Origin of the sequence: Streptomyces sp. NPDC050508, assembly GCF_040655155.1 — a bacterium.
Lineage (GTDB): Bacteria > Actinomycetota > Actinomycetes > Streptomycetales > Streptomycetaceae > Streptomyces.
Genome location: NZ_JBFAJJ010000028.1, coordinates 93,233 through 104,736 on the forward strand (window position 1 = coordinate 93,233; position 11,504 = coordinate 104,736).

An 11,504-nucleotide genomic window follows, 5' to 3' on the forward strand; every position below is an offset into this window, starting at 1 on the left:
GGGAGCGGCTTCCGGGGCGGGGTCAGCCGAATTCGAGGGTCAGTTGGAAGTGGTCGGGGTCGAGGAGGCTCACGACATGTTCGACGAAGGAACCGTCGGCGGCCCGGCTGGTCCGCCGCGTGTCGAGGAACCAGTCACCCGGTTCGCGGCGCAGCAGTTCCGCCTCCCGCCCGTCGATCCGGCGCCCGCTCACCCGCTGCTCGCCGTGGTCGGGCCGCAGTCCGGCCCGCAGCATCACGTCGGTCAGCGACTCCAGCCCGAGCCCGCGGGACGGCAGGTCCCGCACCCCGGGCACGAGCGGCAGAAAACTGCGTTCGTACGACACGACGACTTCGTCGCCGGCCAGCTCGCGTATGCGCTCGACGCACATGAACCGGGCCTCTTTCAGGGCGAGTTGGGCCGCCAGCTCGTCGTCGCACAGTTCCCGCACGGAGAGGGTCCGCACGTGGGCGTCGATGCCGTGGCCGGCCAGCGCGTGGGCCCAGCCGAGGTGGTCGTCCAGCGGGCGGCCGTCGAAGAGGACGTAGGAGCCCTTGCCGGTGCGGGTGGCGATCAGTCCGGCCTCGCAGAGTTCGGCGAGGGCCGCGCGGACGGTCGTACGGCTGACGCCGAAGCGTTGGGCCAGGGCGTGTTCGCCGGGCAGTTGTTCTCCGGCCGGGAGCCGCCCGCCGCGGATCTCCTTGGCGAGGACCTCGGTGATCCGCTGGTGTTTGAGCCGGACGCCGGTCACGACGCCTCCCCGACCGCCTCGGCGACCGTGACCACCCGGATCAGGGGCCGGTACAGGTCCATGACGTGCAGCGCCTTGGCGTGGGAGTCGTCGTCCACACCGGCGCAGGCGTCGGCGACGACCAGCACCTCGACCCCGGCGTCGGCGGCGGCGAGTGCCGTGGACAGGACGCAGCAGTCGGTGCTGACGCCGGCCAGGACGAGGCGGCCGGTGGGCACGACGCGTTCGGCGAGTTCCGGAGTCCACTTGCCGAAGGTGGGCGCGTCCACCAAGTGCCGTGCCCGCGCGGCGAGTTCGTCGGTCAGCTGCCAGAGCGGGGCGTCCGGCGGCTGGAGGGCGAAGGGCCACTGGTCGTAGTAGGCGCGCCAGGCGCCGGTGGGTTTCTCCGGCGCCACGAAGCGGGTGAAGGTGATGTGTTCCCCGAAGGCCGGCAGCAGTCGTCGTACTCCTGCGGCCGCTTCCTCGAAGCGGGGCGTGGCCCAGGGACTGTCGGGCTCGGCGAAGACGCGTTGCATGTCGATGACGGCGAGGTGGCCGGTCGCGGTGCTCATACGGCGGGCACCGCCTCCGGGCTCGCGGCCTCTGCTTCCTGCCGCTGGACGCGGGCGCGGCCCAGCGCGAGGGTGCCGAGGAAGCCGAGGGCGAGGGCGGCCAGGACGCCGAGGTTGGCGTAGGCCCAGGAGCCGGACTTGCCGCCGAGGCCGAGTGGGTCGAGCAGGTAGCCCTGCCAAGTCAGCCAGCTGGCAGCCGTGTTGGTGACCAGGCCCCAGCCGATCGCGGTGGCGGCGAGGGTGAGGAGGAGCGGGGTGAGCGCTACGTCGCCGTAGCGGCCGTTCGGGCGGAAGAGGTCGCTCTCGTCGTAGTCGCGGCGGCGCAGGGCGAGGTCGGCGAGCATGATGCCGCACCATGCGGCGATGGGGACGCCGAGGGTGGTGAGGAAGCCCATGAACTGGCCGAGGAAGTCGTCGGCGAAGAACACGATGTAGACGGAGCCCGCGATCATCAGGACGCCGTCGACGAGCGCGGCGAGGTAGCGGGGTACCCGGAGGCCCGCCGACAGCAGGGCCAGGCCGGAGGAGTAGATGTCGAGGACCGCGCCGCCGACCAGGCCGAGCACCGCGACGACGACGAAGGGGACCAGGAACCAGGTGGGCAGGATCGTCGTGAGCGCGCCGATCGGGTCGGCGGCGACCGCCTTGTTGAGTGTGCTGGAGGAACCGGCGAGCAGCAGTCCGAAGACCAGCAGGAGCAGCGGGGCGACGGAGGCGCCGAAGGTCGTCCAGCCGATCACGCCCCGGCCGGACGAACTGCGGGGCAGGTAACGGGAGTAGTCGGCGGCGGCGTTGACCCAGCCGAGGCCGAAGCCGGTCATCATGAACACCAGCGCGCCGATGAACTCCTGGGCGGAGCCCGCCGGTACGGCGCTGACCGTGCTCCAGTGGATGTGGTCGGCGACGAGCGCGATGTAGACGATCGTGAGGACGCCGGTGACCACGGTGATGACCGTCTGGAGCCGCATGATCAGGTCGAAGCCCATGACTCCGCCGACGACGGTGAGCGCGCCGACCAGGATCAGCGCGACCACCTTGGTCTCGGTGCCGCCGCCCCAGCCGAGTCTGCTGAAGACGGTCGCGGTGGCCATGGTCGCGAGGGCGGTGAGGACGGTCTCCCAGCCGACGGTGAGGATCCACGAGATCACCGACGGCAGCCGGTTGCCGCGCACGCCGTAGGCGGCGCGGCTGAGCACCATCGTCGGCGCGGAGCCGCGCTTGCCGGCGACGGCGACGAAGCCGCAGAGCAGGAAGGAGAAGACGATCCCGATCACACCGGCGACGAGCGCCTGCCAGAAGGAGATCCCGAAGCCGAGCGCGAAGGCGCCGTAACTCAGCCCGAGGATCGAGACGTTGGCCCCGAACCAGGGCCAGAACAGAGTGCGTGGGGTGCCTTTGCGTTCGGCGTCGCCGATCACGTCGAGACCGTGCGTCTCGACCTGGAGCTGCCGGGACTGCCGGGCCTGGGAGTCATCCGTCATCGTCGACCTACCTGTCTAGACGTGTTCAGTCGAGGCTAGGTGCGGTGGTGACGGGCGTCAAGAGACGGGGGCGGTGCAACGGGGGCGCACTCCGCCGTTCCGCTCACCGGCACGGCAGGCGACAGGGCGCCGGCCTGTCAGCAGGCTGGTCGTGTCGGTCGGGACGCCACACGTACCGCACCTGGTGTGCCGCGCCTCCGCGTTTCCGAAGAAGGGCCCCATGGAGTCGTCCGCGACGCGTCAGGGGTACGGCGAGCCCGTCCGCACTCCCCGCGGCATCGTCACCCCGCGTCCGCGACCCGTTTCGCCCTGCTGACGGCGGAGTTCGACGGTGTCCACGACGTGTGGCGCCCGGCCGCGGGCATCGCGTGTGCGGCCGGCACCGTCCAGCGGAACCTCTCGGGCTTCCGCTCGTTGCTCATGCGTCTCGGAACGCCCGCGAAATTGTCCGTGATCAGTAACAGACGGATCCTTGCGCGCCGTTGTGCCGTCCTGACGAATGCACGGAACCGAACGACAGAACAGAACAGGGCTGACATGGCGCGGCATGGTGGGCGGGGATGGTACGGCCGGGTACTCGCGGCGGCGGTCGGGGTGACCGCGGTGGCGGCGGCCACCTCGGTGTGGACCGCGCAGGCCGGTGTCGTCGACACGCAGGGCTCCGGGGGTTCCGCGCATCACTCCGCCTCCGGTTCGGCCCCCGCCCGTGCGGCTGCCGTGTCGGAGGAGATCGTGCACGCCTCGGACAAGGGCGCGCGGGGCGTCAACATCACGATCGACGACGGGCCGGACCCGACCTGGACGCCGGAGGTGCTCCAAGTGCTGCGGGAGAACGGCGTGAAGGCCACCTTCTGCATGGTGGGCCCGCAGGCCCTGGCCCACCCCGACCTGGTCAAGGCGGTCGTGGCCGCCGGGCACCGGCTGTGCGACCACTCGGTCTCGCACGACACCACGATGGACAAGAAGTCCGACGCCTACCAGTCGCAGGAGATCCTGAACGCCGCGAGCATGATCACCAAGGCCTCGGGGGGTGTCCGCCCGCTGTACTACCGGGCGCCGGGCGGCGCCTTCACGCCGTACAGCCGACACCTCGCCGCCGCCCAGGGGATGCGGCCGCTGGGCTGGAACGTCGACTCCAAGGACTTCGAACTCCCCGGTACCGACGCCATCATCGCCACCGTCAAGAGCGAACTGCCCAACGGGCCGACCATCCTGTTCCACGACGCCGGCGGCGACCGTTCCCAGACCGTGGCCGCGCTGCGCGAGATTCTGCCGTGGCTGAAGCAGCAGGGTTATTCGTTCGGGTTCCCTGTGCGCTGAACGCTTCGCCGAATTGGCAGTAGCTGTTTTCCGGATGACGAACATGTGTGGGAAATGTGTAACGGCCCACGAGGTGGCGGTATTTAACCGTGTCAGTGCCGATTCGCGCTGCTGTCGGTTTCCGATGAAGGCTTGCGGCGATTTCAGGCGTGCAGTAACTACGTGAATCATGAACCTGTTCAACCGTGCTGCGCCCCTCCGCCGCTCGGCACCCCCCGCCGCCCCGCAACGCCCCGCCGCCCCACCGGCCTTCACCTCCTCCGGCCTGCCTGATCCCGCCCTGGCGGCGCTGACCGGCGAGTGGATGATCGACCCCGCGCACAGCCGGATCGGCTTCTCCGTCCGGCACGCCATGGTGACGACCGTGCGCGGGTCTTTCGCCGAATACAAAAGCCGCCTCTACTTCGACGGCCGCAACCCCGCCCGCTCGCAGGCCGAGATCGTGGTGTCCACCGGCAGTGTCGACACCGGCGTGGAACAACGCGACGGGCACTTGGTCGGCCGTGACTTCCTGGACTCCGCGAACTTCCCGCAGATGCGCTTCGCGAGCACCGCCGTGCAAATGGCCGGCAACGATGTCTACCGCATGCTCGGCGACCTCACGATCAAGGACGTCACCCGTCCCGTCGTCCTGGAACTCACCTATATCGGCCATGTCACCGACCCGTTCGGCTACGAGCGCGCCGGCTTCGACGGCACCACCACCATCGACCGTTCCGACTGGGGTCTGACGTACAACTCCCGGCTGGCCGAGGGCGGCGCGATGGTCAGCGAGAAGGTACGGCTCCAGTTCGACATCGCCGCGATCCGCACGGTGCCGGCCGCCTGACGGAACGTTTGCTCGCCCGGACGCCGTGTCGCTGCGTGCCGGGCGAGTCATGGGTTTCCTCCCTCCGGGCCGCGCGTTCTCCCTACCGGGTGACGAGACGGCCGCCGACGATCGTGTGGAGGGGGTTCGGGTCGCGCAGGGCGTCGCTCGCGCAGTGGGCGGGGTCCTGGTCCCAGACGGTGAGGTCCGCGAGGCGGCCGGGGGTGAGGGTGCCGCGCAGGTCCTGATCGCCGCACAGGCGGGCGGCGTTGACGGTGTGCAGGGCGACGGCCTCGTCGTAGGCGATGGCGTGTTCCGGACCCTTGACTCCGATGACGGTCTGGCGGGTGGTCATGCCATAGACGGAGCGCATCGCGCCGAACTGGCCCACGGGGAAGTCGGATTCGGCGCTGCCCTCGGCGCCCAGGTCGATCCAGCCGCGGGCGGGGAAGAGGCGAGCGACGCGTTCCGGGCCCCAGAAGCCCTCCTCCACCTCGGCGGTGTCGTGCAGGAGCGGCTGCTGGATGGTGACCGGGATTCCCAACTCGACGGTGCGGGCGCGCTGTTCGGGACCGGCCAAGCCCCCGTGCTCCATCACCAGCGTGCCCGGGGGCAGGCCGGGGTTGCGGGCGAGGACGCGCTCGTAGACGTCCAGGAGGACACGCACCGCACGGTCGCCGTAGGCATGGGTGCCGACCCGCCAGCCGCGGCGGACCACGGCCTCGACGGCCTCGACCAGTGCGTCGGGCTCCCAGATCAGCGTTCCGGAGAACGCGTGGTCACAGGCGTACGGCTGCTCGGTCGCCGCGGCCTCCAGGCCGCCGTCGAGGCCGAACTTCACGCCCCACACCCGCAGCCACGGGTCGGCGCTGTCACGCCAGTCCTCCATGACGTCGAGCAGGTCCTCCACCTGGGCCGCGCCGGCCATGCCGAGCGCCGAGATCAGGGCGCGGATCCGGGTGCTGAGCGCCCCCGCCTCGCGGGCGGCGAGGAGCACGGCGTAGTCCTCGGGGCTGACCGCGCAGTCGCGCACGGTGCCGATGCCGGTGGCGGCGTGGGCGGACGCCAGGCGCAGCCCCTCGATGCGCTGGGTCCGGTCCGGAGCCGGGACCAGGCGCTCCACCAGGCCCAGTGCGTTGTCGATCAGCCTGCCGTTGAGCCTGCCGTCGGCGTCGCGGCCGATGACACCGCCCGGCGGGACGGGGGTGTCCTCAGTGATGCCCGCCAGCCGCAGCGCGTAGCTGTTGACGACGTCGTTGTGGCCCCCGCGCTTGACCAGGACGGGGTGCCGGTCGGTGGCCCGGTCGAGTTCGGTCGCGGTGGGCATGCGGCGCTCGGCCAGGTTCAGTTCCTACCAGTTGGTGGTGGTGCGGATCCACTCGCCCTCGGGGGTCACCTTGGCCCGCTGCCTGATCAGGTCCAGGAACTCGGGGATGTCGTGGGCCTCGTGGACCGGGACGTCGTGGGCGCCGAGCGCGGCGTAGATCAGGTGGGTGTGGGTGTCGTCGAACACGGGCAGCACCGTGGCGCCGGGCAGGTCGTGGACCGTCGTGCGCTCACTCACGAGGTGGTCGAGACCGTCCGGGCCGGGCGAGAGGGCCGCGATGCGGTCGCCGCGCACGGCCAGCGCCCGCTGCGGCGCCTGGCCCGGCACGAGTGTGTGGATCGCGTTCGCCCGGATCACCAGATCGGCTCCGTGATCAGTCATGTCATTGACAAGCCGATTCCGCAACGGTTGTCATGAACACATGCCGAAATATCCGGGGCTCCGACACACCCGCCTCACCCACCGATCCACCCGCCCCGCCCTCGGCTCCGGTTGTGCTCCGTCCCTGGACTCGCCGTGGAAGTACGGTCATTGACCGGGCGCCGCGAGCTGCTCGACACCGCCCGGGCCGAGTTGACGATCCGTCACGGAGTGCTTCTGTACGGCCCTGCGGGGATCGGCAAGTCCGTGCTGGTGGCCGCCCTCGTGGCGTCCTCGGCCGCTCATGTCCGGCCTGCCGGAACGGTGTTGCACTGCTCCCCCGCCGAGGAGGACGCCCGGCTCCCGTTCGCCGCTCTCGTCGACCTGTTCGCCCGGGTGCCGGAGAGCTGCCTGGCGGCCTTGGCACCCGAACCCCAAGTGGCGTTGCGGGCGGCCCTGTTGCGCGGCGGGACACCGGACGGCGACCGGGACCGGCTCGCGATCCGCGTCGCGGTTCTCGACGTCCTGCGCGCCCTCGCCGTCGGCGGCCCCGTGCTGCTGGTTCTCGACGGCCTCCAGTGGCTCGACGAGCCGACCGCCGAGGTCCTCGCTTTCGTCCTGCGCCGCGTCGAGGGCCTCGACGTACGAGTGGTGGCCGCGGAACGGGTGGCCGAGGGTGAGCAGCCCGAACGGCCGCGCTGCTGCCCGCCCGGCACCGTCGAGCTTCCCGTACCGCCCCTGACCGACGACGAGGTGGCCCAGCTCCTGCACACCGGTCTCGGGGCCGATCTGCCACCGGCGGTACTGCGGGCCGTCCAGGACACCGCCGCCGGAAACCCTTGGTACGCCCTGGAGTTGGGGCGGGCGGCCCCGCGCGACGGAGCGGCCGTCGGGCTCGGCCGCACCCTGCCCGTACCGCAGAGGCTGCGCACCCTGCTGCTGGACCAGGTGCGCACACTGCCGGAAACGGCGCGGCACACCCTCCTCGTCACGAGCACTGCCGCCCGCCCCACCCTCACACTGCTGCGCGCCGCCGGACTCTACGATCCCGCCGCGGATCTCGCGGAGGCCGAACGGCTCGGGGTCGCGACGGCCGACGCCGACGGGACCGTACGTTTCCGGCATCCGGCGATCCGGGCCGCCTTCTACGCCGACGCTCCGGAGTACGGTCGTCGACAGGCGCACGCCCTGCTGGCGCGGGCGGTCACCGAGCCCGTGGAGCAGGCCCGGCACCTCGCGCTCGCCCACCCGTACGAGGACGAGACCACCGCCCGTACGCTGCTGGCCGCCGCCGAGTCCGCCCGCCGCGACGGCGCGCCCGACGCCGCCTTCGAGCTGGCCGGGCTCGCGGCCCGGCGTACCCCCGGCGACCGTCCGGTGGAGCGCGCCGACCGGCTGCTGGCGGCGGCCGAATACGCCTGTGACGCCGGGCAGTTGGAGGAGGCCGGGCACGCGGCCGAGACCGTCCTCGCCGGGTCGGGTTCCGCACGGCAGCGGGTGCGGGCGCGGCTGGTCCTGCTGCGGAACGCCGGGCAGGCGCTGCGGGGTGCCCATGCCTTGATCGAGGAGGGGCTCCGGGATGCCGACGGCGACCCTGAGGCCGAGGCGTGGCTGCACCACTGGGCAGCCGTACGGGGCCTGTTGTGCGGGGAGTTGGAGGACGCGGCCCGGCATGCCCGGCGCGCTGCCCGGCAGGCGGCCGTGGCGGGCGACACCGACACCAGGATCGGGGCGCTCGCCACGCTCGCCCGGGTGCGCTCCCTGGGCGGTGAACCGGTCGCCGCCGACGTCGCGTTGGAGGAGGCCCTCGCTCTGGCCGGTGGTGCCGGCGCCGGACCGGAGAGCTGGGGGCTGATCCGGATGCGCGCGATCCTCGCCCTGGACTCCGACAAGGTCACCGAGGCCCAGGAGCGGGTCACCGAACTCCTCGCGGAGATCGGGGAGTTCGCCGGGGTCGAGGAGGTCATGGCGACCCTGGTGTCGCTCACCCGGATCCAAGTGCGCGCCGGGCACTGCCGGGAGGCGCTGCGCACCGCCGCCCGCTGCACGCGCGCCGTCGCCGACACCGGCGTACAGACGGCTCCGGCACTGTACGCGGCGGCGCTCGCGGCGACCGCGGGCGGCAGCGCCGACGAGGCCCGCCGGCTCGCGGAGCAGGCGGTGCGGGCCTCGGAGGCGGACGGCGACCGGCTGTTCCTGCTGCGGGCGTTGGCGGTGCTGGGGCAGGCCGAGTTGCTCGCCGGTGACCCGCGTGGAGCAGCCGCCGCGGTGGAGGCGCTGCAACGCGTCAGGGAACTCGGCGCAGCCATGTCGGCCGCCGACCCGCCCCTGCTGCACTGGTACAGCGACCTGGCCGAGGCCCTGGTCGTGCTGGGTGAGACGGACGCGGCCGGAGCCGTCATCGACGAGGCCCGCACCCGGGTCTCCGGCGAGGTACCCGGCAGCGTGCTGGCGGCTCTGGAACGGGCGGCGGGACTGCGCGAGGCGGGGCTCGGCCGGGCGAAGGAGGGGGCGGTACGGCTGCGGGCCGCCGTGGACCGGCTGCGCCAACTCCCGTTGCCCATAGAGCTGGTGCGCACCCTGATCGCCCTCGGCGCCGTCGAACGCCGGGCCCGGCACCGGAACGCGGCACGGACCGCACTCGGTGAGGCGCTGGAGACGGCGACCCGCATCGGTGCCGTTCCGCTGGCGGCACGGGCCGGGGACGAACTGGCCCGGCTGGAGGCCGGCGACCGGGACGGTGAGGGGCGGCCCGAACTCACGCCCACGGAAGCGAGGATCGCCGAACTGGTCGGCGGCGGGGCCACCAACAGGGAAGTCGCGGCAGAGCTGTTCATCAGCGTCAAGACGGTCGAGGGCACCCTGTCGCGGGTCTACCGCAAGGTCGGGGTCCGCTCGCGCACCGCGCTCGCCCATGCGATGGCGGTCGCCGTCATCGCGTCCGGAGCGGCGACCGTGAGCGTCGGCGACGACGACCAACAGCAGGCCACGGCCCGGGCGGTGACGATCAGTCAGCCCGGCCGGGTCCGGACTCCCCGAACACTCGGCACCCGCCGCTGACGTGTCATCCGCGTGTCACGTGTCATCCGCGGTTCATGTGTCATCCGCAGTTAACACACAACGCAAGGGTTCCCCCGCTTATGCGGGTGGGGCTGGTGTTCCTACGGTGAAGCCGTTCCCTTCCGGGACGCCAACCCCCCACTCCTCGGAGGACCTCAGTGACGTCACGACTGAAACTGGTCGGCCTGGTCGCCGTACCGGCCCTGCTCGCCGCCGCCGTCCCCACCGCGTACGCCGCCGCCCAGCCGCACACAACTCGCGCCGCCATCGCGGGAGATGTCCTCCAGGGCCTGAACCACGACGCGGCCCGCACCGGCGCCGTCTCCGCCGCCAAGCGCATATCGGTGGCCATCAGTCTGACCCCGAGAAACAACAAGGGCCTCGACGCCTTCATCGCCAACGTCAGTAATCCGCGGTCGAGTTCGTACGGCCACTATCTGACGAAGGCTCAGTTCGCGGCCCGGTTCGGCCGGACGGACGCCGAGGTGAAGCAGGTCAAGGACTTCCTGCGCGCCCAGGGTCTCACCGTGGGCAAGGTCCACTCGGGGAACCTGCTGGTCGACGCCAGCGGCACCGCCGCCCAGTTGGAGAAGGCCTTCGGCACCAAGCTGTCGACGTGGAAGGACGCCAAGTCGGGCCGCGCCTTCTACGCCAACGAGACCGCGCCCACCCTGCCGACCGGCATCGCCGGCCTGGTCAGCGACGTGACCGGCCTCAACAACCGCGCCCAGCTGCACCACCAGGGGTCCGCCAAGGTCAACCCGCACAACGGCCCCGGCGGCGGCTACACCCCGGCCCAGATCAAGGGCGGCTACAACGTCTCCGGTACGTACACCGGCAGCGGCCAGAAGATCGCGCTGCTGGAGTTCGACGGCTTCGCGCAGTCCAACATCACCAAGTACGACACCAACTACAGCCTGGGCTCCCCCACTCCGACCGTCTCGAAGGTGGACGGCGGTTCCGGCGCGCTCGGTGACGGTCAGGTCGAGGTCGAGCTGGACATCGAGGTCCTGCACGCCATCGCCCCGAAGGCGAACGTCACCGTCTTCGAGGGTCCCAACTCCGACGCCGGTGAGGTCGACACCTACCAGGCCATCGTCGACAGCGGCATCCCGACCACCTCGATCAGCTGGGGTGCCTCCGAGAGCCAGCGCACCACCTCCAACATCAACGCCGTGGACGCCGTGTTCAAGGCGGGCGCGGCCGAGGGCCTCGGTTTCTACGCGGCCTCCGGCGACGACGGCTCGGACGACGCGGGCGACGGCACCACCACCGTCGACTACCCGGCCGCCGACCCGTACGTCACCGGCGTCGGCGGCACGACGCTGACCGTCACCTCCGCCAACGCGTGGAGCAAGGAGACCGCCTGGTCGGGCGGTGGCGGCGGCAAGTCCTCCGTCTTCAAGATCCCGAGCTGGCAGACCGCGGTGCAGAAGAGCGCGGGCGGCGGCTACCGGCAGGTTCCCGACGTGTCGGCGCTCGCGAACCCGAGCCCCGGTGTCTCGATCTACTCGCAGGGCAGCTGGGGCACGGTCGGCGGCACCAGCGCCGCCGCGCCCGAGTGGGCGGCGTTCGGCGCGCTCTACAACCAGCAGGCCGCGGCGGCCGGCAAGGCGAACCTCGGCTTCGCCAACCCCGCGCTCTACACGGCGAGCGGCACCGGCTTCCACGACATCACCAGTGGCAGCAACGGCGCCTACTCCGCCGCCACCGGCTGGGACTTCACCACCGGTTGGGGCTCGTACAACGCGGCGACCCTGGCGACCAAGCTGCTCGGCTGACCGCCGGTAGCTGATGAAGCGCGGACCGGGAGTGATCCCGGCGCCCCCAGAAACACACCCCAAAAAAGTGAGAAGGAAATACAGAG

At 71.6% G+C, this 11,504-nt stretch carries 7 protein-coding genes and 1 pseudogene; 4 read left to right on the forward strand and 4 right to left on the reverse strand.

All coding sequences use genetic code 11. From position 1 onward, the window contains the following. Positions 1 to 22: 22 nt before the first annotated feature. The 3 genes from AB0I69_RS45015 to AB0I69_RS45025 are packed head-to-tail and all read right to left on the reverse strand — an operon-like array spanning position 23 to position 2,762. A complete protein-coding gene (locus AB0I69_RS45015) occupies positions 23 to 730 on the reverse strand; it encodes a GntR family transcriptional regulator (protein ID WP_363101638.1) in 708 nt (235 codons plus the stop codon). Continuing rightward, complete coding sequence (locus AB0I69_RS45020) at positions 727 to 1,281, reverse strand: cysteine hydrolase (protein ID WP_363101639.1); 555 nt, start codon at positions 1,279 to 1,281, stop codon at positions 727 to 729. Before AB0I69_RS45020 ends, AB0I69_RS45015 begins: the two co-directional genes overlap by 4 nt. Next, positions 1,278 to 2,762, reverse strand: coding sequence for a cytosine permease (locus AB0I69_RS45025; protein ID WP_363101640.1), 1,485 nt, complete (start codon positions 2,760 to 2,762; stop codon positions 1,278 to 1,280). The genes AB0I69_RS45020 and AB0I69_RS45025 overlap by 4 nt, the downstream gene beginning before the upstream one ends. 537 nt (positions 2,763 to 3,299) lie before the next feature. Here AB0I69_RS45025 and AB0I69_RS45030 point away from each other — a divergent pair. Both AB0I69_RS45030 and AB0I69_RS45035 read left to right on the forward strand, forming a co-directional pair. Next, entirely contained in the window at positions 3,300 to 4,082 is a 783-nt protein-coding gene (locus AB0I69_RS45030) for a polysaccharide deacetylase family protein (protein ID WP_363101641.1), read from the forward strand. 169 nt (positions 4,083 to 4,251) lie between these two features. Beyond that, entirely contained in the window at positions 4,252 to 4,911 is a 660-nt protein-coding gene (locus AB0I69_RS45035; protein WP_363101642.1) for a YceI family protein, read from the forward strand. A gap of 82 nt (positions 4,912 to 4,993) precedes the next feature. Here the strand turns inward: AB0I69_RS45035 and AB0I69_RS45040 are convergent. Further along, a pseudogene (locus AB0I69_RS45040) lies at positions 4,994 to 6,598 on the reverse strand (amidohydrolase). Positions 6,599 to 6,733: 135 nt separating this feature from the next. Here AB0I69_RS45040 and AB0I69_RS45045 point away from each other — a divergent pair. After that, a complete protein-coding gene (locus AB0I69_RS45045; protein WP_363101643.1) occupies positions 6,734 to 9,637 on the forward strand; it encodes an AAA family ATPase in 2,904 nt (967 codons plus the stop codon). 158 nt (positions 9,638 to 9,795) lie between these two features. Next, positions 9,796 to 11,418 carry a S53 family peptidase gene (locus tag AB0I69_RS45050; protein WP_363101644.1) on the forward strand — a complete coding sequence of 541 codons (1,623 nt, stop codon included), beginning with the start codon at positions 9,796 to 9,798 and terminating at the stop codon, positions 11,416 to 11,418. Positions 11,419 to 11,504 lie beyond the last annotated feature (86 nt).

Coding starts and splice junctions, on each gene's coding strand:
- AB0I69_RS45020 (WP_363101639.1), bottom strand. CDS start 1,281: ATGAGCACCGCGACCGGCCACCTCGCCGTCATCGACATGCAACGCGTC.
- AB0I69_RS45035 (WP_363101642.1), top strand. CDS start 4,252: ATGAACCTGTTCAACCGTGCTGCGCCCCTCCGCCGCTCGGCACCCCCC.
- AB0I69_RS45030 (WP_363101641.1), top strand. CDS start 3,300: ATGGCGCGGCATGGTGGGCGGGGATGGTACGGCCGGGTACTCGCGGCG.
- AB0I69_RS45025 (WP_363101640.1), bottom strand. CDS start 2,762: ATGACGGATGACTCCCAGGCCCGGCAGTCCCGGCAGCTCCAGGTCGAG.